Genomic DNA, 25,583 nt, shown 5'->3' with positions numbered 1-25,583 from the left:
AGAGGACACGCTCCATGAATCTGACCAAGCTCCTGAAAGGAAGCGCGCTGAGCGCTCTCGCTGCGGCGATGGCGATCACCGCCCTGCCCGCAGAAGCCGAAGCGCAATCGCGCGACCGGCAGGAACGCGCCCAGCGCGACCGCGGCGACCGCAGCGAAACCCGCCAGCGACGCTCCGCTCCGCGCGCCGAGCGCCAGCAGCGCAGCGAACGCCGCGCCCAGCCCCGCGAGGCACAGCGCCCGCAACGCGTCGAGCGGGTGCAACGCGCGGAATCGCGTGGCAACAATCGTGCGGACATTGCGCAGGCCCGTGGCTCAAGCACTTCGGACCGGCGCGGAGAAGCGGCTCGCGAACGCAACAGCCGGCGCGAGATCCAGCAGCGTACCCGCAGCTCCACGGGCGATCGCAACCGCGCCAATGCCGACCGCGACCGCGCCAATGCTGATCGCAATCGCAGCGAACGGCGAAGCGAACAACGGACCGACCGACGCGAAGACGCGCGCCGCGAAGCCTATCGCGACGGTCGCCGCGACCAGCGCGAGCGCAACACGCGCGAGGAGCGCCGCAGCCGTAGCGATGCCAATCGGACCAGTTCGCGCAGCGTGCGTCACGACAATCGCCGGGCGCGTTATTACGACGGACGTCAGTGGCGGGATTACGATCGGTGGGACCAGCGCCGCTGGCGCAGCAACAATCGCTACGACTGGCAGCGCTATCGCTACAACAATCGCAGCACCTACCGGCTCGGTCGCTACTACGCGCCCTATCGTAACTACAATTATCGCCGCCTGAGCATTGGCCTGCGCATCGGCAGCCTGTTCTTCGGCAGCCGCTACTGGATCAACGATCCCTGGCGGTATCGCCTGCCCGAGGTCTACGGCCCCTACCGCTGGGTGCGCTATTACGACGACGTGCTATTGGTCGATATCTACAGCGGCGAAGTGGTCGACGTGATTCACAACTTCTTCTGGTAAGTCACGCCGCCGACCGGATTTCGTGAGTAGTCCGGGCGGCAATCAGGCCCCCGCCACGTGACTGGCGGGGGCTTTTTCGTAGCCCGCCTCAGCTCGGCACCTTGCCGAAGGGCAACATGCGGAAAATGCCGCCGTTGCGATCGAAGAAAGTATGCTTGAGCGCGCCGAGTATGTGCAGGCCTATCAGGGCAATGAAAATCGATCCACCCAGGGCATGGGCGTCGAAAATCTGACCTGCCAGATCGCTATTCTCGCCGACCGGGAGCGCGGGAATGGTGAACAGTCCGAAGACGTCGATCGTACGTCCTCCCAGCGAATTGGCCAGCCACCCGCCCAGCGGAAGACCGATCAGCAGGACATAGAAAATCGTATGCACCGTGCGCGCCAGTGCAGCTTCCCAGCGGGCGAGGTCAGCGGGAAGCGGCGGAACGCGGTGCGTGAACCGCCACATCAGCCGACCCAGGGTCAGAGCGAGGATCACCATGCCCCAGGCCTTGTGATAGCCGAAAACTTCCGCCTTGAGCGGCATCTCCAGCGATCCAGCGCGTTCGGCGATCTGCCAGTTCATGATCACCAGGATCGCGATTGCCCAGTGGAACAGCATGGCTCCCTTGGAATAGCGGCGTGCGTGCGTCTCGCTCATCATTCACTCCCTATGGATAGGACGCCATCCTAGCGCTCGCGACCTGCCCGGCAAGCGGCTTACTTGAAGCCCTGCGCATGCTTGCTAACAAGGGCCCCGATGACAAAGACCGCTACCGTTCCCGACCAGGATGCTCTCAAACGCGTCGGCGCCATGGTGCGCAAGCGCCTTGATGCCGACCCGCAGGCATACAAGATCCCCACCGATCGGGCAGAAATCTACGCCATTGGCGATTTCCTCTCGCCCGATGAATGCCAGCGCCTGATGGGCATGATCGATGCCGTCGCGCGCCCGAGCGAGCTGCACGAAACCGCCTATATCGCCAAGTTCCGCACCTCCTATTCGGGCAATTTCGATCCGCACGATCCGTTCATCAAGGCGATCTCGCGGCGGATCGACGATCTGCTCGGACTGCCGGGCAAGACGGGGGAAAACATCCAGGGCCAGCGCTATCTTCCCGGGCAGGAATTCAAGCCGCACAATGACTGGTTCTATACCGACCAGGAATATTGGCAGCTGGAACGCAAGCGTGGCGGGCAACGCTGCTGGACCGCGATGGCCTTTCTCAACGAGGTCGAGGAAGGCGGGCATACGCATTTCGTCGAGATCGGCGCCTCGATCGAACCGAAACCCGGCGTGCTGATGGTATGGAACAATGCCACGCCCGAAGGGCTACCCAACGAGGACACGCTCCATGCCGGGACCCCGGTGATCGCGGGACAGAAATACGTGCTGACCAAGTGGTTTCGCACGCGCAAGCACGGGTAACCCCGCTCAGTCGAGCGCGCGCGCCGCTGCGGGTACGCGGATGGTGGCCTGGAACCCCGTGGGTTCGAAGCGCATCTCGACCCCGCCGCCAAGGCCGCGGATAACGCCTTCGATCAGCCGCGTGCCCGAACCCGTACCCTTGATCTCGGGATTGGCTGCAAGCGGGATCGCCCCCTGTCCGCGTGTCTCCTCCCATTCGATCACCAGCGTGCCTTCCGCGACCTCCCAGTCGATCGTGACCTTGCCGTCCTGATGCGCCAGCGCGCCGTATTTGAGCGCATTGGTCGCCAGTTCGTGCAGCGTAAGGCCCAGCGGGGTGACATGCTTGCGCGGCAATTCGATGAGTTCGCCGCCAAGGTCGATGCGGTCGCCGCGCGCACTGCGATAAGGCCGCATGACCGCTTCGACGAGATCGCGCAGATTGCTGCGGTCGTGGTTGAGCCCTTCTGCCGCCAGCGAGACCCGGTGCGCCCCCGCGAGTGCTTCGACCCGCCGCTCGATCTTGCTCGAAAGTTCGCCGACGTCCTGCGAATTGCGCGCCGACAGCCGGACGATGGCGACCAGGACGGCGAACAGATTGTCGGTCCTGTGCCGCAATTCCTCCGCTACGCGCTCGTTCTCGACAATCGTCTCGCGCGCGGCGAGCAGTTCGGTGATGTCCCATTGCGAACCGAACAGATACGCCAGATCGCCATTCTCGTCGTAGATCGGGCCGACATGGACCGCGTTCCAGAAAGACGATCCGTCCTTGCGGTAGTTGAGGATATCGACGACCGTATATTCCCCGCTCCGCACCGCTTCGGCGAGCTTTGCGACAGCCGAGGGCTTGGTGCCGCGCCCTTGCAGGAAGCGGCAATTGCGGCCGATAATCTCGTCGCGGTCATAGCCGGTCAGATCGACAAAGGCCTGGTTGCAATAGACCAGCGGGCAATCGTCCTGATGCGGATCGGCGATGGACAGCGCCATGCGTGTCTGTTCGGTCGTCTGCATGAATAGCTGCGACGAGCCGATCTTGAGATCGGCAAGACGGCCGACCATGCGCGCCTCATGCTCGGCGCGTTCGACTGCCTTTTCGACCCCGCTGGAAGGTGGAGTCCGCCCATTGTTGCCGTCCATGGCGCGACCCATGGCGCCTCCCCCTCTCAACTACCCATCTATCCGGAGTAGAGACTGTCGCGGTTGGACAGGGATTGCAAGTCCCTGCCCCGGCGTTTCTGCGACGCTCGGTCGAGGTTCTTGGACCGGTCAGCCGCGTGCCAACGCCTCGGCAATGAGCTTGCGCGTATTCGCGACCCCGTAAAGCGCGATGAAGCTGCCCATGCGCGGACCCTGATCGCTGCCGAGCAGCGTCTGGTAGAGCGCCTTGAACCAGTCGCGCAGCGAGGCGAAGCCATAGTCTTCGCTTTTGCCGATCTCATAGACCTGCGTTTGCAGGTCTTCGGCGCTGGTATCTTCGGCGGCCCCCGCAAGATAGCTGTCGAGCGCGCGCAGCGCGTCCGCTTCGTTGGCGGTGGGCGCGCGCTTGGACAATGTCGGGACGATGTAGTCGCGCGTATAGGTAACCGCAGTACCGATCAGCACTTCGAGCTCGGGCGTGATCCGGCCGTCGCCGATATAGCTGGCGAGGTAATCGCGCAGCGCATCTTCGCTTGCCTCGGCGCCCAGCACGCTGGCGAGGTTGAGCAGCAGGCCGTAGGTCACCGGCAGGCTTTCACCTGCGCCGGGCGCCTCCGCCGCCTCGAAGCCGCCATTGGCTCGCGCCAGATGCCACACCGGATTGCCGAGCTGCTTGTCGAGCTCCTGCTCGGCCAGCCGCTCGCGGAACTGCCAGTAATCGTCCACTGCACGCGGGATGACGCCGACGTGCAGCTGCTTGGCGCTCTTGGGATTGGGGAAGATGTAGAAGCCCAGGCTCTCTTCCGACCCATAGGTCAGCCATTCGTCGATGGTCAGCCCGTTGCCCTTGGACTTGGATATCTTCTCGCCGTTTTCGTCGAGGAACAGCTCGTAGATCAACCCCTCGGGCTTGCGCCCGCCGAGTACCTGCACGATCTTGCCCGACTGCACACCGCTGTCGGTCAGATCCTTGCCGTACATTTCGTAATCGACGCCCAGCGCATACCAGCGCATTGCCCAGTCGACCTTCCACTGCAGCTTGCTCATGCCGCCCAGCGCGCTCTGCTCGATGACAGTCCCATCCTCGTCGGTGAAGCGGATCGTGCCCGCCTCGGCATCGACTACCTCGACCGGCACCTGCAGAACGCGGCCGGTCTGCGGACTGACCGGCAGCACCGGCGAATAGGTCTGGCGGCGTTCCTCGCGCAGCGTCGGCAGCATGATGTCGAGGATCTGCTGGTTCTTGCGCAGAACCTGGCGCAGCGCCTCGTCGAAGGCACCCGAATTGTAGCGATCGCTGGCCGAGACGAACTCGTACTGGAAGCCGAAGCGGTCGAGGAATTCGCGGAGCATCGCATTGTTGTGCGCGGCGAAGCTGGCGTGGTCGGAATCGAAGGGATTGGGCACCCGGCTCAGCGGCAGGTGCAGATTGTCCTGCAACAGCTGCTGGTTGGGCACATTGTCGGGCACCTTGCGCAGCCCGTCCATATCGTCGGAAAACGCGACCAGCCGCGTCTTGCCGTCTTCGGGCCGCGCCCCAATCAGCGCTTCGAAGGCGCGGCGCACCAGCGTGGTGCGCAGCACCTCCTGGAAAGTGCCGATATGCGGCAGCCCGCTGGGGCCGTAACCGGTTTCGAACAGGACCGGCGAGCCGTCGGGCTTGGTGCCGTCGGGATAGCGTTTGAGCAGGCGCTGTGCCTCCTGGAATGGCCAGGCCTTGGACACGCGTGCAGCGGCGATCAGATCGGTCATGCTCATGTGAAACGCCATTGCGGGTGACCGCCGCTTTCGCAAGTGCGAAGTGTTGGACGCGTGTTGGAACGCGCGAAGACGAGTCCAGTCACATGGACCGCATGGACCACGGTCCTGGAAGAGAAAACCCGCCGGGCCTTTCGCAGATGTGATAGAGGTAGCGTTCAAGAACAAAGGTCTGCGGCATGCGCCGGGGAGTATCCGGAAAGCGCCGTGTAGGACAGACGTTGGCTTATATCGAACAAGGCGCGACGAAAGACGCTGCGGCACGATATGCTGCGATGGGCACAGTCGCCAATAGGGGCGCCTACTCGTCGGAGTAGACGCCCCTACCGCTGCGACACCTATCGAGGGTCAGGAGGGATTTAGGTCGTCGCAGGTCGCCAGCCGCGCAGTTCGGGCCAGACATTCGCGTACTGGCTGAGATCGATGCCCGGCTTGCGATCGGTGAAACGGGTACCAATCGATTGCAGGATGAGGCGGGCGCGCTTGGCACGGGCCTTGTGCGAGGCGAAGGGGTTGGCGCGATCGGGCCGCGCGTTGATCATCCGCTGGAGCAGGCGCCCCCGCTCGGCACGGCTAGGCGGCAGTTCGCTTGGCAACTCGACTGCTGCGCCATTGCTGGTAGCGGCGGATGGCGACTTACTCGCCAACGTGTTGCGCGCTTCAGGAGCATGCGCCGTCACAGGGGCTTCGCGCTCCACGATCGGCGACGCACCGACGATTGGCCGCTCGATAACTGGCGTATCGCCGGTGCGACGACGGCGGCGCGAGCGGAACAGCAGCAGCGCTGCCAGACCGATTCCCCCTGCGCCAAGGAGCGCGAAGAGCAGGGCCGCGCTCGAGGCGTCCCCTACGGGCTCCTCAACCGGTACGATCTCGGCCGAAGGGGCAGGCTGCACAGCGCTTGCGCCAACAGCCAGAGGAGCTTCCTCCGCTGCGACTGCGGTATCCGCCGTGGCCACGGGTGCAAGTGTCGCTTCTGGAGCGGTTGTAGTTGCTACGGCAGGTTCCCGAGCTTCAGCACGAGGTTGCGTCGGGGTGGCCTGCGTGGTCCGCGTGGTGGCGACCGGTGCGGGATCGTTCACGACCGGGGGTTCGACCACCGGTTCGGCCTGTGGCAGGTCGATCACGATCGGAGCAGGCGCGGGCGCTGAAATTACGATCGGAGCGGGCGATGCGGCCGGCGTTGGCGCCGGCAAATCGAGCACGATCGGTGGCGCTTCCTGAGCCATGGCGGCTGGTGTATGGAGCGCGGCCATCGCGGCAATCGCGATAGGGGCGCTGGCGATCATATGGCGGGTCTTGGTCATGCCAATAGAACGGGCATGATTTCGCCACAGTTCCTGTCATCTGGCGTTCAGGAAACTCCAAATAACTGATATTGAACGTGTTCTCAAAATCATTTCGCGGTCAAGCACCGACCGCTTGCGACGAACCGAAACGCTCTTGGCATAGTCTCGCCGCCCTCTGTTTACTTTTCGTTCCCGCCCTTACATGGTCTTTTCCGTGAGCCATTTGCTGCCCCTCCCCGCTCTTCATGCCAGCCACGCCGGCACCTGGCTGCGCGATCCGAATGGGTCGACGCGTGGGTGTTCGAAGGGCGAGGCGGTCATGGCCGCGGCCGATACGCCGCAGCTGCTGATGAATGCGCCGCTGGTGGCGAGTCGGCTCGGCTATCCCGACCTGTCGGGGCTCGACCTGCTGGAACTGTTCGCCTTCGTCCACCCGGCGACCTTCTGCGTGCCCACGCCCAAGGGGCTGGCGCATGCGCTGGGGCTGGACGAACCGGCGGACGATGCGGGCGTCCCCATGCTGCTGCAACAGGCGGCGGGAGTCCTGGTGGCGACCTGCGAGAGCGAAGACTGGTCGCAGCGCGAAGGCGCATGGTCGTCGCTGCAATCGCTGGCGCGGCTGCGCTGGCCCTGGGCAGGCGTGCTCGCGCCGCATATCAAAAGGCCCGATCGCGCGGAGAAGTGGCTGTTCAGCCGCCTGCCCGAATGGGAGGAGACGCCCGACCGTCCGCAGCCTGCACAGGTGCTGATCGACGAACCCGAGATCGAGGCACAACTCGAACGGCTGACCGGCGAAGGCGCGGAACGGCGCGAGGGCCAGCGTGCGTTTTCGAAGGGTGCAGGCCATGTCTTCGGCCCGCGCGACAGCCAGAAGCGCCCGCATATCCTGCTCGCACAGGCGGGTACCGGGATCGGCAAGACGCTGGGCTATCTCGCCCCCGCCTCGCTCTGGGCAGAGCGATCGGGCGGGACAGTCTGGGTCAGCACCTATACCAAGAACCTCCAGCGCCAGCTGCGCCAGGAAAGCCGCCGCGCATGGCCCGCCAGCCGCGCCGACGGATCACCCCCGGTGGTGGTGCGCAAGGGGCGCGAGAACTATTTGTGCCTGCTCAATCTGGAAGACGCCTTGCAGGGCGGTTTCGCGGGACGCCCCGCAATTCTCGCGCATCTGGTTGCGCGCTGGGCGGCCTATTCGCAGGATGGCGACATGATCGGCGGCGACCTGCCCGGCTGGCTCGGCACGCTGTTCCGCAAGCGCGGGATCGCCGCGCTGACCGACCAGCGCGGCGAATGCGTCTATGCCGGGTGCCCGCATTACCGGAAGTGCTTCATCGAACGCAGTGCCCGCAATGCGGCGCAGGCCGATCTCGTCATTGCCAATCATGCGCTGGTGATGGTCAATGCCGCGCGCGGACGCGATGCCGCGACGCGCCCGACGCGGATCGTGTTCGACGAAGGGCACCACGTGTTCGACGCCGCCGACAGCACCTTTTCCGCCGCGCTGACCGGGCAGGAGGCGATCGAGCTGCGGCGCTGGATCATCGGCCCCGAAAAGAACAGCCGCGGGCGCCGCCGGGGCCTTTCCGCGCGTCTCGCCGATGTCGCCAGCTATGACGACGCCGGCGGCGAAGCGGTCGAGGCGGCGGTCGAGGCAGCCAATGCCCTGCCCGCCGATGGCTGGCTCGGGCGGCTGGCCGAAAGCGGCCCCATCGGCCCGATCGAGGAATTGCTCGCCGCCGTGCGCGCGACCACTTTTGCGCGCGATGAAAGCGGGCTCGAGATGGGCTATGGCATCGAGACCGAGACTGCGCAGCTGCCGGGCGAACTGGTCGAGGCGGCAGGCACTGCGGCGCAGGCGCTGGCAACCATCCGCACGCCGCTACTCAAACTTGCCGGACGGCTCGAAGCGATCGTCGAGGACGCACCCGACTGGCTCGACGGGCAAGGCCGTGCGCGGATCGAAGGCGCGCGCCACTCACTCGCCTGGCGGATCGACCTGATCGCAGCGTGGGAAGCGCTGCTGTCGCGGCTCGGCGGGCCGGCCGATCCCGAATTCATCGACTGGCTGCAGGTCGACCGCAACGATTCGCGCGAATTCGATGTGGGGATCTATCGCCACTGGCTCGATCCGATGAAGCCATTCGCCAAGGTCGTGCTCGAACCCGCGCACGGGGTCATGCTGACCAGCGCCACGCTGACCGACCGCGACGAGACCGGGCCCGACTGGCCGCATGCCATCACCAAGAGCGGCGCGCAGTATCTGGAACTGGCACCGAAGACCGCGGAAGCGCAAAGCCCCTTCGATTACGCGGGCCGTGCAGAAGTGCTGATCGTCACCGATATTCGCAAGGGCGATATCCCGGCGCTGGCAGGGGCCTATGCGCGGCTGATCGAGGCGAGCGATGGCGGCGTGCTGGGGCTGTTTACCGCGATCCGGCGGATGCGCGCGGTCTATGGCCGGATCGCGGACCGGCTCGCACGCGCCGGGCTGCCGCTCTATGCGCAGCATGTCGATCCGATCGATACGGGGACGCTGACCGACATCTTCCGCGACGATGCGCGCGCCAGCCTGCTGGGCACCGATGCGCTGCGCGACGGGGTCGACGTGCCTGGCCGGAGCCTGCGCTGCGTGGTGATGGAAAGCGTGCCGTGGCCGCGCCCGACCATTCTCCACCGCGCGCGCCGCGCCGCCGCGGCGGACCAGGCAGGCGGCGCCAAGCGCTATGACGACCGCATCATCCGCGCGCGGCTGGCGCAGGCCTTCGGGCGGCTGATCCGGACGCGCGAGGATGCGGGCCATTTCGTCGTGCTTTCCCCCGCCTTCCCCAGCCGGCTGTTGTCCGCCTTTCCCGAAGGCACCCCCGTCACGCGGCTGACACTCGAAGAGGCTTTACAGCGCGTCACCGAGGGTGTTGTTAGCCCCGACCTTTCGACAGCGGAGACCCTGCCCCAGTGATGACGCGCGCATGAAAATCCTCGGCCTGCTGCGTCATGCCAAGTCCGACTGGGGCCAGAGCGACAAGCGCGATTTCGATCGCGGCCTGAACGATCGCGGCCGCCGCGGGGCGCGGGTGATCGGTGATCATATCCGCGCGCAGGGGGTGGATTGGGACCGGCTCGTCGCCAGCCCCGCCGAACGCGTCAAGCAGACGCTGGCCGCCGCGCTTCCCGCGCTCGCGCCGCAATGGGACGAGCGGCTGTACCTCGCCGGGACCGACACCATCATGGACGTGATCCGCGAAGCCGGGGGCGACGGCGATGCCCTGCTGCTTTCGGGCCACAATCCGGGGCTCGGCGACATGCTGTTCGAACTGGTCGCACCGAAGAACGAGAACGCGCTCTACGACGAGGCCAAGGTCAAATTCCCCACCGCCGCCTATGCGGTGTTCGAACTCGATATCGACGACTGGGCCGACCTGCGCACGGGCTGCGGCACGCTCGCCCATTTCGCCCGCCCGCGCGATCTCGATGCGGAGCTTGGGCCGGAGTATTGAAGCCGGCTGGTTCGGTTAGAGGTGCAGCACACTCGCTATGTTTTGCCGGCTTCTGAGTGAAAAGCGGACATCGGATCCTCCGGCCTAGAACGTGCCACGTTCAGTTGTTGTGGAGCTTCCAGTTACGTCTCGTAAAACCCCACCCTCGTATCTGAAGACAAGCGCGGCTGCGTTGGATCCATCTCGCAGCAACAGCACCTCCACCTTGATGGGTCCACATGCGGCTGTGCTAAACGGTCCAGCGCTAGCGGACAGGGTTTGATAGCTCGTTGGTTCAAGCTTCTTGAAGAACTCTACGGCTGCCTCCGGTCCAGTCTTCCGGGGGCCTGCGCCAACGTCACCATGGAACGTTGCGAACCGAGCATTCGGTGATATCGCTTTGCCTAGTGTCGCCGCGTCACCTTTCAACGCCAGCCCTATAAGTACCACCGAATGTCGCAAATAGGCGTTGTAAACTGATGCGACGTTACCCTCGCCGACTTGATCTGTTTCGCCACAGCGAAAATCGATAACGGGTGACTGAAAAGATACCGACGCAATCGACGCAATTAATATCCCGCTCATTCAACCTTCTCCGTGCTTGCGTTATCAGAATGTGAAGACGGAAATGCGGGTCGTCCGCTGTGCGGATGCTAGCGAGCCGTCTGCAACTACCGCAAAACCCGCGGCCCCGGTCCGCCCTCGGCGGCGATGTCGTCGGGGTTGTAGAGCTTGCAGGTCTTGAGGCTGAGGCAACCGCAGCCGATGCAGCCATCGAGATTGTCGCGCAGTGCCTGCAGTTGCGCGATGCGGCGGTCGAGGCTTTCGCGGATGGCTTCGCTGATCTTCCACCAGTCGAAACTGGAGGGATTGCGTCCCTTGGGCAGGCTGCGCAAGTGATCGCCGATTTCTTCGAGCGAGAGCCCCAGCTTCTGCACGATCAGGATAAAGCTGAGCCGCCTGATATCGCTGCGCAGGAAGCGCCGCTGGTTGCCCGCGGTGCGGAAGGATTCGATCAATCCCTTGTCCTCGTAAAAGCGGATCGCCGAGGCGGAAAGGCCGGTCCGGCGCGCCAGATCGCCGATGCTGAGGTGGTCGTTCGCATTCATCGATCAGAGTGATAGGGCAATTGAAGCTTGATCTCAAGTGAAGTTGAAGTTGCATATGCCTGTGCATCGCAAACCGGCGGTCCGGCCAATCCATGGCCCCGCCCCCGCAAAGGAGATGCACCATGGCCAAAGGCCGCCTCGAACACGCCAATATCTCGGTTACCGATCCCGAACGCAGCGCCGCGCTGCTGAAGGATTTGCTCGGCTGGGAGGAGCGCTGGCGCGGCCCCTCGCAGAAATACGGGCGTTCGGTCCATATCGGGGGCGAACACGATTACATCGCGCTCTACACGGGCGACCATGTTCGCGGCGAGTTCGCCAAGGGCCACCCGCTCAACCATATCGCCTTCACCGTCGACGATCTCGACGCAGCCGAAAAGGCAGTGACTGCGCATGGCCTCACCCCCTTTGGGCATGACGATTACGATCCCGGGCGGCGGTTCTATTTCTTCGACTGGGACGGGATCGAGTTCGAGGTGGTCAGCTATGAATGAGCCCATGCCCCGCGCGCCTATGTTTGCGCGACGCGCCGCTCGCCCGCAGGTCCGTGAAAACCCGACATCGCGGCCAGCGGAACCTCCTCGAACCGGCCCAGCCAGCGGCGTGCGATCTTGGCCAGCGGCACCGGGTTGAGATAATGCCGCTTGCAGCGCCCGTCGCGCTCGGAGGCGACCAGTTCGGCCGCCTCGAGCACGGCGAGGTGCTTGGCCACCGCCTGCCGGGTCATCGGCAGGTCTTCGGCCAGGTCGGACAGCGTCAGCCCGCCCGTCTCGCTCAGCCGGTCCAGCAGGAGCCGCCGCGTGGGATCGGAAAGGGCGGTGAAAGTGTCCGTCATGCGACCATGGTTAAGAAGGCGCGGCCGAGTCGCTCAAGATTCGGCGCGTCTCCCCCGCCGACTTGTCCACCGCCGGAAGCTAGCGCGGCAGGGTGCCGGTCTGGCGCAAGGCTTCTGCCAGCGCGATCGCCGCGCTGGTCGCGACGTTGAGCGACCGCACTTCGGCGCGCATCGGCAGGCGGACCATGGCGTGGCTGGCCGCAGCCACATGCTCGGGCACGCCCGCGCTTTCCTTGCCGAACAGCAGCACATCGTCGGCGCGAAAGGCGAAATCATAGGCCGACCGTGTCGCCTTGGTGGTAAACAGGATCACTCGCCGTTCACCCAGCTCCGCGCTGAATGCGTCGAAACCGGAGTGGCGCGTGACCTCGACCTCGTCGATATAATCCATCGCCGCACGTCGCACGCGGCGGTCGTCCCAGGTGAAGCCGAGCGGTTCGATCAGGTCGATACCCGCGCCCATGCACGCGCCAAGACGCAGCACTGCGCCGACATTCCCCGCGATCTCGGGCTCGAACATCGCGATGCGCATACCCATCACGCATTACCCACGACAAAGCACGCCGCGGCAACCAGCGCGCCGGTCCAGCGATTGGCACGGAAGCGGTTTAGCGGATTGGCGCCATCGGTCCCGTCGAGCGTGGCGACCTGCCATGCCAGATGCGCGGCTGCGGGAAGCAGCGCGAGCAGCGCCACCCAGTCCGCGCGGTAGAGCCAGAAGGCCAGCGCCCACAGCGCGACGGCGCCCGTATAGAACAGCGCCACCCCGCCCTGCACATGCCCGCCCAGCCGCAGCGCGCTCGAGCGGATACCGACCAGTGCATCGTCTTCGCGGTCCTGCACGGCGTAGATCGTGTCATAGCCAATCACCCACAGTGCCGCGCCGGCATACATCGCCGCAAGCGCATCCCAGTGGTCGGCGCGCAACTGCGTCCAGCCGACCAGCAGCCCCCAGGTGAACACCATGCCCAGCCAGGCCTGCGGCCACCAGGTGATCCGCTTCATGAATGGATAGGCGGCGACCAGCGCTACGCTGGCGAGCGCCACGCCCTGCGCGAGCGGACGCAATTGCAGCAGGACCAGCAGCCCGATGGCGCACAGCACGAACAGCCAGCCCCATGCGAGCTTCTTCGATATCCGTCCGCTTGCCACGGGCCGCACCGCAGTACGCGCGACCTTCCGGTCGAGATCGGCATCGACGATGTCGTTATAGACACAGCCCGCACCGCGCATCGCGATAGCCCCCAGCAGCAACCAGGCAAGCAGCGCCAGCTGCCAGCCCGCGCCGGTCAGCCAGACGCCCCAGGCGCAGGGCCAGAACAACAGCCACCAACCGATGGGGCGGTCGAACCGCGCGAGCTGCGCCAGATCGCGCGGCATTTGCGGCAGCCGCGCGACGAGGCCGCGGTGTTCACTATCGGGGACGACGGTTTCATTCATCGGGATGCGCCCTATCAATCTCGTCATCCCAGCGGAAGCCGGGATCGCTGCCGGCCTTCTTGCCAGAAGTGACCCGATCCCGGCTTTCGCCGGGATGGCGGATGTGATTAGAGGGGCCATGCCCGCTACCCCCGCCTGGCCGCCCAAGAGCGCACCCCGTCTGTTTGTCGAACAGCCGCTTTCCGCTAGCGAACCGGTGACGATCGAAGGCAACCAGGCGCATTACCTGTCCAAGGTCATGCGCGTTGCGCCCGGCGACGCGGTGATCCTGTGCGACAATGTCACGGGCGAATGGGCCGCCGAAGTGATCGAGGCGGGCAAGCGGCAGGTCCTGCTCCAGCCGCGCGACCACCAGCGGCCGCGCGAGCCGGTGCCCGATTTCTGGCTCTGCCCCGCGCTGCTCAAGAAGGACCGCTTCGATCTCGTGCTCGAGAAGGCGACCGAGCTCGGTGTGGCGCGGATCGCGCCGGTGCTCACGCGGCGCTGCGTCGCCGACAAGCTGAATGCCGAACGCGCTGCCGCAATCGTGACCGAGGCGGCCGAACAATGCGCGCGCACCGCGCTGCCCGAAATCGCGCCCGTGGCGAAGCTCGACGCATTGCTGCGCGACTGGCCGCAGGAGCGCGACCTGTTCTTCGCCGACGAGGAAGGCGGCGAACCTGCCGCCGATGCGTTCTGCTATGCTGATCGCCCCGCAGCGCTGCTGATCGGCCCCGAAGGCGGGTTCGACGAGGCCGAGCGCGCGGCGATCTGCGCCCATCCCGCCACCGTCGCGATCAGCCTCGGTCCGCGTATCCTGCGCGGTGAAACCGCGGCCATTGCGGGCATGGCGGTATGGATGGCCGAAGCGGGCGACTGGCTCGACGCAGATTAATTTCCTTTTCACGCAAGGTTCGGTTGCCTATCGCCACGCGTCATGAGCACGCGCGAAACATCGGGGACCGAAGATCCCATTATCGAAAGCCGCGACCAGCTGGTCGCCCCGATGCAGCGCGGCGAGAAGCCGAAGGCCGACTGGCGCATCGGTACCGAGCACGAAAAACTGGTCTATTGCTGCGATGAACATCGCGCGCTGTCCTATGACGAAGAGGGCGGCATCCGCGACATCTTGCTGTCGCTGCGCGAGTTCGGCTGGGAACCGGTCGAGGAAGGCGGCAAGGTCATCGCGATGCGGGGCGACGACGGCACCGTCAGCCTCGAGCCCGCGGGCCAGCTCGAACTGTCGGGCGCGCCGCTCGAAAACCTGCACGATACCTGCGCCGAAACCGGGCGCCATCTCGCGCAGGTCAAGGAAATCGGCGAGCGCAAGGGGGTCGGCTTCCTCGGTCTGGGCATGTGGCCCGACAAGACGCGCGAGGAACTGCCGGTCATGCCCAAGGGGCGCTACGACATCATGATGCGGCACATGCCCAAGGTCGGCAATCTGGGCCTCGACATGATGCTGCGCACCTGCACTATCCAGGTAAATCTCGACTATTCGAGCGAACCCGACATGGCGCAGAAGTTCCGCACCGGGCTGGCGCTGCAACCGCTGGCCACTGCGCTGTTCGCCAACTCACCCTTCACCGAAGGGAAACCCAACGGTTACCTGTCGTATCGCAGCCATATCTGGAGCGATACCGATCCGCATCGCACCGGCATGCTGCCCTTCGTCTTCGAAGACGGCTTCGGCTACGAGCGCTACGTCGATTACATGCTCGACGTGCCGATGTATTTCGTCTTCCGCGACGGCAAGTACATCGACGCCGCGGGCCTCAGCTTCCGCGATTTCCTCGAGGGCAAGCTGTCCGTCCTGCCCGGCGAGAAGCCGACCGAAAGCGATTGGTGGGACCATCTGTCCACCGCCTTCCCCGAAGTGCGCCTCAAGAGCTTCCTCGAAATGCGCGGTGCCGATGGCGGCCCGTGGAGCCGGATCTGTGCATTGCCCGCCTTCTGGGTCGGCCTGCTCTACGACCAGTCCGCGCTCGATGCGTCCTGGGATCTGGTCAAGCACTGGTCGATGGAAGAGCGTGAGACCCTGCGCAATGCAGTGCCCAAGCTGGCGCTCGACGCGCCGCTGCCCGGCGGCGGCAAGCTGCACGATCTGGCCAAGGAAGTGCTGGCGATCGCGCGCTCGGGCCTCGCAGCCCGCGGCCGTCTCAACACCTCGGGCGACAATGAAACCGGCTTTCTCGAAACGCTCGACGAGATCGTCGCCACGGGCAAGGTCCCGGCGCAGGTGATGCTCGACCGCTATCATGGCGAATGGGGCGGCGATATCGACCGCATCTACAAATACAGCTTCTGAGAAGCGTGGGAGACAAGCGATGATCCAGATCAACGGCACCATCAAGCTGGGGCGTTCGATCGACGCCGCGACGCGCAAGGCGATTGTCGAGATGGTCCGCGCCAGCCGCGCCGAGGACGGGTGCCTCGATTACGCTTTCGCCGGCGACCTCGCCGATCCGGACACGCTGATCTTGTTCGAACGCTGGCGCGATCGCGCCGCGCTCGACGCGCATGGCAAGTCCGAACACATGGCCGAGTTCCAGACCTTCATGGCCGCCAATCCCCCCAAGGCGCGCGAATTGCGTGTCTATGAAACCGACGAAGGCCAGCCGCTCGGCTGATTACTCGGCGGGTTCCGCCGTCAGCGACGGGCGCGGCCTGATCCGGTTCCACAACCGCGTCAGTGGCGCGGTCAGCAGGCCGTGCTGCGCCATCCACGCATGGTAGGCGCGATATTTCGGGTCTTCGGCGAGCAGATGCGCTTCCTCGGTCTTGGCGCGCCAGAAATAGATGCCGTTCACCACCGCGAGGAAGAAGCAATTGCGGATCGCCTCGACCGGCGAGCCGCTGGTCACCAGGAACGGCAGGATCGCCGCCCACCAGAACAGGTTCTTCGAGACATAGGCCGGATGCCGGGTGAAACGGTACGGGCCATTGGTCACCACACCGCGGTAGGTAAGGTTGGAAAAGCGCAGGCCGAAAGCGAAGGTCGCCCAGGCGTAGATGCCGGTCAGCACCACCAGCAGCGCGCCCCACAGCGCGATCAGCGTGTCATTGCCCGCCATCCAGTGCAGCCAGCCCGCGGTATCGTATTCGTAATTGATTGCCCGGCCGCCGCCGAGGATGCCCCACACGATCGGCGGGTAACAGATCAGCGCCGCGACCCAGCCGCCCAGCAGCGGATTGCCCGAGCGAATATGCGCGTCGAGCGGGCGCATGGTGACGATATAGCCGACGGTGCCGATCATCACGTCGATCATGAACATCGCCTCGATGATCGTCAGCGCGATCCGTTCGGGCCGGGCAAACACCTCGGCGAAGTTCGCGGTCACGATATGATTGAAGGCGAAGGGGGTGATCGAGAGCATGAAGGCGGTGAAGAAGGCCTTGATGATCCACGCCTGCCAGTGCTTGGCAATCTGGCCCATGTCCCAGCCCGGGCGCATCAGCAACAGCGCGCCGAAATGCCACGCGGCATCGCGCCGGTTCACCAGCGCGCGGTCGATCCACAGGACGTAAGGCACCGACAGCACCACCAATGGCAGCGCGGCATAGGCGAGCACCTGCATTGCGAAGACATATTGCCCCTCCCAGTACCAGCGACACAGGCAATAGAGCCCCGCGATGATCGCCCAGGTCGCCCACAGGCCGACCAGCTTGACCAGCGTGACACCGTGATCGGGCGCTCGGCTACGCACCAGCGACCAGTCGAGCCCGGTCGAGGCGCGCAGATGCACCTTGTCGACCAGGATCGACCATGCCGCCATCGGGATCGCGGCGGCGAGCAGGCCCACCAGCGCCGAATTGCGCCCGCCCAGCGTATCGAGCGGTACTGGCCAGTCGAAGGCTTCGGCCAGTGCGGGAAAGGCACGCGCGAACGCCACCCAGGCAAACAGCCCGGCCAGACCCACCAGCCCCACGGCCGCGGAGACATCGCTCTTCGGCCGGGCGTGGGGTGCTTGCTCCGTCGCGCTCATGACCGTCCCTCGTTAGCCCGATTTGGTTAACACGGCGGTCACGCTAGCATGGAAATCACCGGAAAGCGGTAATCCTGCCGCTGTCGTCGAGGATGTAGAGCGTGTTGTTGGCCACCACCGGCGCCAGCGACACCGGCTGGTCGAGATCGGTGAACAGGCTGGCCGAACCCTCGCCCGAACTGATGCGGTAGACTTCGCCTTCCGAATTCACCGCCCACAAATTGCCTCCGGCGAGCACCGGTCCCGACCAGAAGATCGGACCCTTCTTGTCCTCTTCATCGCGCCAGCGCGGCAGCTGCGTCAGCCAGCGCACCTTGCCCGTGGCGCGCGCGATGGCGAGCAGGCGGGCATCGTCGGTCAGCGTGAAGATCCATTCGCCCGCGATTGCCGGGGTCGAAATCCCCGCAAGGTTGAGTTCCCAGATCCGCTGGCCGGTGACGAGTTCGTAGGCGGCCATGCGGCCACCCTGCCCCAGCGCGTAAACGCGGCCATTGTCGATGATCGGATCGGCATCGATATCGGTAAGCGAGCCGACCTGCGTCGAGATCGAGGTGCGCGCCAGCGCGTCGGCCCACAATGTCCGCCCGTTTTCATAGCGATGCGCGATCAGTTCACCCGAGCTGTAGCCGGCGATTACCGTGCCCTGCGCGGCTGCCGGAGCCGCGACCCCGAACACGCCCGCCTGCGTCGACGAACCCGATTCCTGCCACCGCACCGAACCGTCGGCGGCATCGAGCGCGAAGATCTGGTTGTCCTGCGTCATCACGAAGACCGAACCGAAGGCGATCGTCGGGGCGCCGCGCAGCGGGCCCGAAGGCTTGACCTTCCACAGTACCGATCCGCTGGCGGCGGTCAGCGCGACGACGTCGCCCGCGCCATCGGTCATATAGACCTTGCCATCGTCATAGCTGGCGCCGCCGCCGAAGGCCGAGGATTTGAGATCGCTCGCGAGATCCGGATTGTAGCTCCACCGCTGCGCGCCCGACTGGGCATCGAAGGCCGTCAGGATGCCGTCGCTGCCGACCGCGAAGAGCATGCCCTGGCCGATGACCGGAGAGGCACCGAAGCGGCGGCGCTGGCTGGCACCTTCGATCGAGACGGTGAAGGCCTTGGTGGGCGAACCCGACAGCGCCAGATGGCCATAGGACTTGCCCGCATTGCCCCCCGCCTGCGCCCAGGCATCGTTGACCTGCGCCGGGGGCAGGACCACCGACACGCCGGCCAGCGCCGGATCGACCTGTGCGCCGGTTTCGATACGCGAGAGGATCGGCTGACGATCGCCCAGCGTCGGAGTGACCTTCTTGTCTCCGCCGCCGCCGAAGAGACCGCCGCTGCAGCCGCCCAGCCCGATGGCCAGTGCCGCAACGAATGCCGTACGCGATAGGTTCTTGCGCTTCATCTGTATCCTCGTTCCGTATCTCTTGGCGGGCCGCAGGGGCCTATTCGGTTGCGGCCGCGGCGTTTTCGCTCGCGGCTTCGTCACGCTGGACCCCTTGCTCCTCGAGCACCGCATCGACATCCTCGATTGCATCGACACCGAGCACACCCGCCATCTGGCGCGCACGCGAGCGGACCGATTCCGGGCTATTCTCATCCTTGGCGATCTGGGCGAACATGGCCCCGGCCTCGGCGCGCTTGCCCTGGTCGAGATAGGCATGCGCCACGAACTCGCCCGCGCTGGCGAAATAGGGTTTTCCCGGTACCGCTAGAGGCTTGAGCGTGGCGATGATATCGGCGCTCTTCATGCTGTCGTAATTGAGCGCCACATCGCGCAGGCGGGCAAGATCGCGCATCGCGGGCGCCGCGCTGTCATTGTCCGCAACGCGTTTGAAGATCGTCGAGGCTTCTTCACTATCGCCGCGCTGCTCGGCAATTCCGGCGCGCATCATTGCCGCAGCGACCGCCGCGCCGCCGCCTTCGCGGCCCGCAAGCTCTTCCAGCCGGTCGTACCCGCTGTCGATATTGCCCGACTGGATCTGGTCGAGCGCGCCCACGAGCGCCTCGGAATCGCGTTCCATCGCGGCTTCCTGGCGGCTGTCCCAATAGAGATACCCGCCGAAGGCCACGAGCCCCGCGACCAGCAGGCCGAACAGCGGCTTGCCCCAGCGATCGAGAAACTGCTCGGCATCGCTCTGCCGCACGGCTTCATCGACTTCGCGCAGCAGCGCTTCCTGCTGGGCATTTTCCTGCTTGGCGCGCTTCTCTTCGCGGGACAGTTCGTTCTTCGGTGTCAGGGCCACAGGGGCGGGCTCCATCTGGATAGATATCGGTTTGGGCGGCTCTTTAAGGCCCGGCGCGGACAAGGGCAATGGTCGCAACCGCCTGTCCCCGCTCGCGTGAACGCTGGCTGAAACGGCTTAGAGGTCAATTTTCATCGCACTCGAATAAAGGCGGCGATAGGTCGCGATCATCTTCGCCGCGTCGAATTCGGCAACCGCCTTCGCGCGGTTCGCCTCGCCCACCTCCTTGCGCAGTTCCTTCGACACGGCGAGCTGGACCAGCGCCATCCGCAGTTCTTCCTCGTCACCCGGCGGGGCGATGAACTCCGCATTCGGCTGCGACACCATCCCCGCGATATCGCCGACCGCCGGGGCGACGACCGGCAGGCCCGCCGCCATCGCTTCCACGACCGACAGCGGGAATTGTTCGGAATCGCTCGACAGCGCGAAGATGTCGAACAGGCCGACGACCCGTTCCGGCGCGGCGACCGCGCCGGGCAGATGGACCCGGTGGTTGATCTGCAATTGGTCGGCCTCGGCAAGGATCGCATCGCGCGCCTCGCCTTCGCCCAGGATCACCAATTGCCAGTTTTCGGGCAGGTCGGTGAATGCCCGGACCAGCCGCGGCAGGTTCTTGATCGTGCGGAGCCCCGCCAATGTGCCGACCCAATATTCGCCCGGTCGTTTGATCAGCCGCAGCGCGTCCTTCTTGGGGCGCATGGCGAAGGCCTTGGTATCGATCCCGTTGGGAATGCGGCGCACCCGGCCCAGCGGCTGCTGCCAATCGACCAGCGCGATCTCCTCGAGCCGTTCGGACGGCACGACCAGCCCGGCGCTCTTGCCCAGTGCAATGCGGCGATACCACGTGCGGCTGGTCTTGAGCTTCTTCAGCTCGCTTTCGTCGAAGCCATCCTCGTGATGGATCAGCGGCGGCAGATTGTGCAGGTCCTTGAACAGCGTATGCGCCATCACCGCATCCATCGCGCCCCAATTGTAGGTGCAGACGAGATCGAAGCCGCGCATCGCCTTGGCCAGTTTCTGCAGCCGCCCCGGTGTGGGCCGCCCCTTGAGGCTGGGAAAATCGGGCTGCAGGCGGACATCGATGGTCCGGGCAATCCGTTCGGCCGCGCCCAGCCGCTCGGGTTCCGCCGAGACGATCGTATGCCGCGCCTTCTTGCCGAAGGCGTTGATCAGCTGGACCGTGCGCAATTCCTTGCCCCCGGGGGCGAAGGTCGAATGCAGGTGGAGGATATGCGGGACCGCCCCGCCGCGCGCCGTGTTCATGCGACACGCGCCAACAAGGCGTCGATCGCGGCGCGGGCTTCGGGCTCATCGAGCGTCGGCGCATGTCCGACATGGGGGATCACCGCGCTGTCCGCCCCCGTCGCAACCTTTTGCATATCGGCAAGGCTGCGCGCGGACAGCAGCGTGGACAGTTCACCGCGCAGCAACAGCAGCGGCTTGCCCTTGAGCGCGTGGAATGCGGGCCACAGATCGACCGGTGCCGCCGCCTCGGGCGTGGCAAGGATTGGTTCGGCCAGCTTCATGTCATAGTCGAACACGATGCGTCCGCTGCTCGACAGCGTCATCGTGCGCTTGGCCATGGCGATCCACGCGTGGAGATCGAAAGCCGGGAAGGATGTGCCATGCACTTCCTCGAGCGCGCGTGCCGCGTGCATCCAGGTGGGAAAACTGCGGCCCTGCCCGACATAGGTCTTGATCGTATCGAGACCCGCGGTTTCGAGCACCGGCCCGACATCGTTGAGCACCGCCGCGGCAATCCGTTCGGGCTGCGCCTGCGCCAGCAGCATCGTCATCAGCCCGCCCATCGATGTCCCGATCGACACGAATTGCGTGATGCCTTCCTGCTCCAGCAATGCCAGCAGGTCGTCGACATAGGTCGGCAGCGCATAGCTATCCGAAACCTCGGCATAATCGCTGTCGCCGCGCCCGCGCATCGACGGGACCAGCACGCGCCAGCCCTGCGCGGCGATATGCGGCGCAAGCGCTTCGAAATCGCGCGCATTACGCGTCAGGCCGTGCAAGCAGATCACCGGTGGGCGATCGCTGGCCGTGCCGTATTCGCGGCAATGCAGAGTGAGACCGTCGGCGCTGTGCCAGTGACGGTCGGTGAAGCTGGTATCCATGTCTGGCGGCGAAAACCTTAGTCGCTTGGCAATCCTGCCCTTGTATCGGGCTGTTTCGCCGCCCACTATCGCCGTATGCGCGCCGAACCGCAACCTGTCCCGAGCAATGTCGCAGCGGACGCGAGCTATCGCGCCGATACGCCGATCGAAACCATGGCTGAATGGATCGGTGATGAGGTCGCACCGGCGGCCTTTCCCGAAACCATCCTGCGCTTTCGCAACGATCGCCATGCGGCCGGTATCGGCCTGGCGCAATTGTCGGACGCGGACTGGGTCAAGCATTTCGGGCGGTTCGAGCCGTTGCCCGGCAATCTGCCCCGCCCGCTGGCGCTGCGCTATCACGGGCACCAGTTCCGCGTGTACAATCCCGAGATCGGCGATGGCCGCGGGTTCCTGTTTGCGCAGCTGCGCGACGGCGCGGATCGCCTGCTCGACCTCGGCACCAAGGGATCGGGCCCGACGCCGTGGAGCCGGAGAGGCGACGGACGACTGACGCTCAAGGGTGCGGTGCGCGAAATCCTTGCGACCGAAATGCTCGAAGCGCTGGGGGTCTATACGTCGAAGACCTTCAGCGTGATCGAGACGGGGGAGGAGCTGACCCGCGGCGACGAACCTTCGCCGACGCGCTCGGCGGTCATGACCCGGCTGAGCCACGGCCATATCCGCATCGGCACGTTCCAGCGGCTGCTGGCGCTCGAAGAGCGCGCGCATATGGCGCAGTTGGTCGATTACTGCCTCGAACAGTTTCCCGGCCCGCCCCCGCCCGAGGATGCGCCGGGGCGCGACGACCCCGCAGTGCGGCTGATGCATCTGGTGGTCGAGCGGATGGCGGATCTGGCAGCCAGCTGGATGGTCGCGGGCTTCGTCCACGGCGTGCTCAACACCGACAATATGAACATTTCGGGCGAAAGCTTCGACTACGGTCCGTGGCGTTTCCTGCCCCAATGGGATCCGGGCTTCACCGCCGCCTATTTCGACCATCAGGGGCTTTACGCCTTCGGGCGCCAGCCCGAGGCGCTGCACTGGAATTGCGGCCAGTTCGCGATTGCGCTGCGGCTGCTGGCCGATGCGCCGCCGCTGATTGCCGCGATGGAGCGCTTCGGGCCGCTCTACATGGAAGCGATCGGTCGGCGCTGGTGCTGGCGGCTGGGCGTTGCCAGCCGCGGGCCCGAGGGCGATGCCGCAGTGGTGGCGGCGAGCGAGAAGGCGTTGAGCGAAACCGGCGTGGCGCCCGACCGATTCTTTTTCACCCACCGCGCCGGGCGCGCCGCCGAAGGCGATCTGGCGGATGCGCTTGCAGGGTACGAACCGCTCGCCAGCGAACATTCCTATTGGGACGGACCGGGCCCGCAGTCCATGCTGATCGACGAGGTCGAGGCGATCTGGGCGGCCATTGCCGAAGCCGACGATTGGCAGCCGCTGAGCGACAAGGTTGCCGCCCTGCGCGACATGGGCGCGGCGCATGGCGCACCCCCGCTGCCCGCCGGCCATGTGTGGGACACCGCCACGACTTGAATTGACGTTGCGCGCCGGACCCCCCACTTAAGACGCACTTCGAGGCGCAAACAGGAATATCATACCGTAATGGCAACCGATCTGGTCTCAACCGAACCGGCGACCGGCAAGGAAATCTGGCGTGGCAAGTCGGGCAATGTCGATGCTACAATCGAGCGCGCGCGCAAGGCGATGCGCGACTGGGCGCGCGAGCCGCTGGCCCGCCGGATCGAATTCATGCGCCGCTTCGCCAATGAAGTGCGCAAGCATGCCGAACCCTTCGCCGAACTGATCGCGCGCGAAACCGGCAAGCCGCTTTGGGAAGCGCGGACCGAAGTCGAAGCCGTGATCGGCAAGGTCGAAATCTCGGTCACCGCCTATGCCGAACGGACTGGTCAGAAGAAGCTCAACAGCGCGCTTCAGGGCACTGCCGCGCTGCGCCACAAGCCGCATGGCGTGATGGCGGTGTTGGGCCCCTACAACTTCCCCGCGCATCTGCCGAACGGCCACATCATCCCCGCGCTGATCGCGGGCAATGTCGTGATCTTCAAGCCAAGCGAGAAGACCCCGGCAGTGGGCGAATTCTTCACCCGCTGTTTCCACGAGGCCAAGCTCCCCGAGGGCGTGATCCAGTGCATCCACGGCGGAGTCGAGGTGGGCCAGGCGCTGGTCGAACACTGGATGGTCGACGGCGTCCTGTTCACCGGTTCGGCGCGCGCAGGCATCGCGATCAACCGCAAGCTCGCCTCCGACCCGGGCAAGATCGTCGCGCTGGAAATGGGCGGCAACAACCCCATCGTCATGCTCGACACGCCCAAGATCGAGGATGCTGCGGCAACGATCGTCCAGTCGGCGTTCACTACCGCGGGCCAGCGCTGCACCGCCGCGCGGCGGCTGATCGTGGTCGATTCGGTGTTCGACCAGATCGTCCCCGCGGTGAAGGCGCTGACCGAAAAGCTGATCGTCGACGAACCCTTCGCCGATCCGCAACCCTTCATGGGCTGCGTGATCGACAACAGCACCGCCGACCTGCTGTCGGAAAGCTTCGTCGCGCTGATGAGCCGCGGCGGTTCGCCGATCATGCATATGAAGCGGCGCGACGAGAACCTGCCGTTCCTGTCGCCGGCGATCCTCGACGCGACCGATATCCATGAACGGCCCGACATCGAGCTGTTCGGCCCGCTGCTGCAGGTCGTCCGCGTGGCCGATTTCGACGCGGCAATCTACGAGGCGAACGCCACGCGCTATGGCCTCTCGGCCTCGCTCATCGGCGGCAAGCCGCAGGATTTCGAGACGTTCTGGAACGAGATCCGCGCCGGCATCGTCAACTGGAACCGCCCGACCAACGGCGCGTCCTCGTCCGCCCCCTTCGGCGGTGTGGGCCTGTCGGGCAACCACCGGCCGGCGGCCTTCTATGCCGCGGACTATTGCGCCTATCCGGTTGCCAGCAATGAGATGGAACAGCCGCGCGCCAGTATCGGCGTTGGCATCAAGGGAAGCTAAACCGCTCTTCAGTCGGTGGTGACGAGGTCGATTTCGGTCACACCCTGCGGCAGCCGCCGACCGTAGACGACATAGGCCGACTTGCCCTTGGTCCCGCTCAGCACGTTGTCGCCCGCGCTGACGACATGCTCGGCGCTGTAGCCGGACGCCTTGGCGCGGGTGTGATAGAACGACAGCACGTCCTCAAGCGCGACCGGCGTAAGAAAGGTGACCACGCGGAGCGCGCAATCGCCTTCGTCGGTCCCGGCTGCTTCCTGCGTATTGCCGCGCGGATAGACGGGGAAAGCGGCGGGCAGTTTTGCCGCCCAGGCCGAGGTGTATTCGACCTTCTCGCCGCAATTCTCGCCCCCGGGGGCAACCGCGGCGCGGGCTGCAGCGACCATCGCCTGGCTCGGTTTTGCGTCTTCAGCCAGTGCCCGTGCAGCGGGAACCGCGATCAGCGCGCTGCGCCCGCCGACCAGTTCGGCCGCGCGGCTGCGCGCAGCCTCGATGGCGCGCGGCGATTTGTCGATATTGGGGATCGCGGCATTGCCCGTGCCCGACAGCGCGGCATTCGCCTCGTTGCGGCCAGCAAGATCCGGATCGGTCATCAACTCGTCGTTGAGAGCCTGTTCGCTGGCCGGGTCCATGGCGTCGCCTGCCGCCTCGTCCTCGGTCTTGTCGCCGCAGCTTGCGAGCAGGACGACGGGAACAAGGGAGGCGAGCAGGCGACGTTTCATCGGTAGACCTTCAGCTTGGGAACACGAACGGCATAAGACCGGACCGCCAAACTGTGCCAGTCCGGCGAACACCGTTGCACCATAGCGGGACATGCGCGCATGCAAAGGTTAAAGGGCGCCGCCCGCCTCCT

At 65.4% G+C, this 25,583-nt stretch carries 24 protein-coding genes; 10 read left to right on the top strand and 14 right to left on the bottom strand.

The window, feature by feature from the left end; genetic code table 11:
- The first annotated feature begins 14 nt into the window (after positions 1-14).
- On the top strand, positions 15-974 hold the full coding sequence (locus VWN43_RS04230; protein WP_320180530.1) for an RcnB family protein: 960 nt from the start codon (positions 15-17) through the stop codon (positions 972-974).
- Positions 975-1,062: 88 nt separating this feature from the next.
- On the opposite strand, the gene VWN43_RS04225 is transcribed toward VWN43_RS04230, so the two are convergent.
- Positions 1,063-1,617, bottom strand: coding sequence for a cytochrome b (locus tag VWN43_RS04225; protein WP_320180531.1), 555 nt, complete (start codon positions 1,615-1,617; stop codon positions 1,063-1,065).
- A gap of 99 nt (positions 1,618-1,716) precedes the next feature.
- Between VWN43_RS04225 and VWN43_RS04220 the strand changes: the two genes are divergently transcribed.
- A complete protein-coding gene (locus VWN43_RS04220; RefSeq protein ID WP_320180532.1) occupies positions 1,717-2,385 on the top strand; it encodes a prolyl hydroxylase family protein in 669 nt (222 codons plus the stop codon).
- Between the two features lie 6 nt (positions 2,386-2,391).
- Here VWN43_RS04220 and VWN43_RS04215 read toward each other — a convergent pair whose 3' ends face one another.
- The 3 genes from VWN43_RS04215 to VWN43_RS04205 all read right to left on the bottom strand — a co-directional run bounded on the left by VWN43_RS04215 (position 2,392) and on the right by VWN43_RS04205 (position 6,566).
- On the bottom strand, positions 2,392-3,513 hold the full coding sequence (locus VWN43_RS04215; protein ID WP_320180533.1) for a PAS domain-containing protein: 1,122 nt from the start codon (positions 3,511-3,513) through the stop codon (positions 2,392-2,394).
- A 117-nt stretch (positions 3,514-3,630) separates the two neighbouring features.
- On the bottom strand, positions 3,631-5,259 hold the full coding sequence (locus tag VWN43_RS04210; RefSeq protein ID WP_320180534.1) for a lysine--tRNA ligase: 1,629 nt from the start codon (positions 5,257-5,259) through the stop codon (positions 3,631-3,633).
- Between the two features lie 359 nt (positions 5,260-5,618).
- Positions 5,619-6,566, bottom strand: coding sequence for a hypothetical protein (locus tag VWN43_RS04205; RefSeq protein WP_320180535.1), 948 nt, complete (start codon positions 6,564-6,566; stop codon positions 5,619-5,621).
- A 196-nt stretch (positions 6,567-6,762) separates the two neighbouring features.
- Here VWN43_RS04205 and VWN43_RS04200 point away from each other — a divergent pair, with 196 nt between their 5' ends.
- Positions 6,763-9,504, top strand: coding sequence for an ATP-dependent DNA helicase (locus VWN43_RS04200; protein WP_320180536.1), 2,742 nt, complete (start codon positions 6,763-6,765; stop codon positions 9,502-9,504).
- A 10-nt stretch (positions 9,505-9,514) separates the two neighbouring features.
- A complete protein-coding gene (locus tag VWN43_RS04195) occupies positions 9,515-10,042 on the top strand; it encodes a SixA phosphatase family protein (protein WP_320180537.1) in 528 nt (175 codons plus the stop codon).
- 650 nt (positions 10,043-10,692) lie between these two features.
- Here VWN43_RS04195 and soxR read toward each other — a convergent pair.
- Entirely contained in the window at positions 10,693-11,130 is a 438-nt protein-coding gene (gene soxR / locus VWN43_RS04190) for a redox-sensitive transcriptional activator SoxR (protein ID WP_253517200.1), read from the bottom strand.
- A 122-nt stretch (positions 11,131-11,252) separates the two neighbouring features.
- On the opposite strand from soxR, the gene VWN43_RS04185 reads away from it, so the two are divergent.
- Positions 11,253-11,624 carry a VOC family protein gene (locus VWN43_RS04185; protein WP_320180539.1) on the top strand — a complete coding sequence of 124 codons (372 nt, stop codon included), beginning with the start codon at positions 11,253-11,255 and terminating at the stop codon, positions 11,622-11,624.
- A gap of 17 nt (positions 11,625-11,641) precedes the next feature.
- Here VWN43_RS04185 and VWN43_RS04180 read toward each other — a convergent pair whose 3' ends face one another.
- From VWN43_RS04180 to ubiA, 3 genes are all read right to left on the bottom strand, one after another.
- Positions 11,642-11,965 carry an ArsR/SmtB family transcription factor gene (locus VWN43_RS04180; protein ID WP_320180540.1) on the bottom strand — a complete coding sequence of 108 codons (324 nt, stop codon included), beginning with the start codon at positions 11,963-11,965 and terminating at the stop codon, positions 11,642-11,644.
- A 79-nt stretch (positions 11,966-12,044) separates the two neighbouring features.
- Complete coding sequence (locus VWN43_RS04175; protein WP_320182125.1) at positions 12,045-12,497, bottom strand: tRNA (cytidine(34)-2'-O)-methyltransferase; 453 nt, start codon at positions 12,495-12,497, stop codon at positions 12,045-12,047.
- Between the two features lie 5 nt (positions 12,498-12,502).
- The gene (ubiA, locus tag VWN43_RS04170) at positions 12,503-13,405 is read right to left on the bottom strand and encodes a 4-hydroxybenzoate octaprenyltransferase (protein ID WP_320180541.1); all 903 of its coding nucleotides are present in this window, start codon (positions 13,403-13,405) and stop codon (positions 12,503-12,505) included.
- Positions 13,406-13,523: 118 nt separating this feature from the next.
- Here ubiA and VWN43_RS04165 point away from each other — a divergent pair, with 118 nt between their 5' ends.
- From VWN43_RS04165 to VWN43_RS04155, 3 genes are read left to right on the top strand one after another with little or no spacing between them, the layout of a single operon-like run.
- Positions 13,524-14,279 carry a 16S rRNA (uracil(1498)-N(3))-methyltransferase gene (locus tag VWN43_RS04165; protein ID WP_330768578.1) on the top strand — a complete coding sequence of 252 codons (756 nt, stop codon included), beginning with the start codon at positions 13,524-13,526 and terminating at the stop codon, positions 14,277-14,279.
- A 42-nt stretch (positions 14,280-14,321) separates the two neighbouring features.
- A complete protein-coding gene (locus tag VWN43_RS04160) occupies positions 14,322-15,692 on the top strand; it encodes a glutamate--cysteine ligase (RefSeq protein WP_320180542.1) in 1,371 nt (456 codons plus the stop codon).
- Between the two features lie 19 nt (positions 15,693-15,711).
- Positions 15,712-16,014, top strand: coding sequence for a putative quinol monooxygenase (locus tag VWN43_RS04155; protein WP_253517216.1), 303 nt, complete (start codon positions 15,712-15,714; stop codon positions 16,012-16,014).
- Here the strand turns inward: VWN43_RS04155 and VWN43_RS04150 are convergent, their stop codons facing one another.
- From VWN43_RS04150 to VWN43_RS04130, 5 genes are all read right to left on the bottom strand, one after another.
- Positions 16,015-17,370, bottom strand: a complete 1,356-nt coding sequence (locus tag VWN43_RS04150) for a methyltransferase family protein (RefSeq protein WP_320180543.1) — start codon at positions 17,368-17,370, stop codon at positions 16,015-16,017.
- 55 nt (positions 17,371-17,425) lie between these two features.
- Entirely contained in the window at positions 17,426-18,769 is a 1,344-nt protein-coding gene (locus VWN43_RS04145) for an outer membrane protein assembly factor BamB family protein (RefSeq protein WP_253517222.1), read from the bottom strand.
- 40 nt (positions 18,770-18,809) lie between these two features.
- A complete protein-coding gene (locus VWN43_RS04140) occupies positions 18,810-19,610 on the bottom strand; it encodes a tetratricopeptide repeat protein (protein WP_320180544.1) in 801 nt (266 codons plus the stop codon).
- A gap of 117 nt (positions 19,611-19,727) precedes the next feature.
- The gene (locus VWN43_RS04135; protein ID WP_320180545.1) at positions 19,728-20,873 is read right to left on the bottom strand and encodes a glycosyltransferase family 4 protein; all 1,146 of its coding nucleotides are present in this window, start codon (positions 20,871-20,873) and stop codon (positions 19,728-19,730) included.
- Complete coding sequence (locus VWN43_RS04130) at positions 20,870-21,736, bottom strand: alpha/beta fold hydrolase (RefSeq protein ID WP_320180546.1); 867 nt, start codon at positions 21,734-21,736, stop codon at positions 20,870-20,872. The genes VWN43_RS04135 and VWN43_RS04130 overlap by 4 nt, the downstream gene beginning before the upstream one ends.
- A gap of 75 nt (positions 21,737-21,811) precedes the next feature.
- Between VWN43_RS04130 and VWN43_RS04125 the strand changes: the two genes are divergently transcribed.
- On the top strand, positions 21,812-23,251 hold the full coding sequence (locus VWN43_RS04125) for a protein adenylyltransferase SelO family protein (RefSeq protein ID WP_320180547.1): 1,440 nt from the start codon (positions 21,812-21,814) through the stop codon (positions 23,249-23,251).
- Positions 23,252-24,733: a succinylglutamate-semialdehyde dehydrogenase gene (gene astD / locus VWN43_RS04120; RefSeq protein ID WP_420493535.1), complete on the top strand. Its 1,482-nt coding sequence runs from the start codon at positions 23,252-23,254 to the stop codon at positions 24,731-24,733.
- An 8-nt stretch (positions 24,734-24,741) separates the two neighbouring features.
- On the opposite strand, the gene VWN43_RS04115 is transcribed toward astD, so the two are convergent.
- Positions 24,742-25,452, bottom strand: coding sequence for a hypothetical protein (locus tag VWN43_RS04115; protein ID WP_320180548.1), 711 nt, complete (start codon positions 25,450-25,452; stop codon positions 24,742-24,744).
- Between the last annotated feature and the right edge of the window lie 131 nt (positions 25,453-25,583).

This window comes from Qipengyuania sp. HL-TH1, assembly GCF_036365825.1.
GTDB lineage: Bacteria > Pseudomonadota > Alphaproteobacteria > Sphingomonadales > Sphingomonadaceae > Qipengyuania > Qipengyuania profunda.
This window is presented reverse-complemented; position numbering and strand designations above follow the sequence as displayed.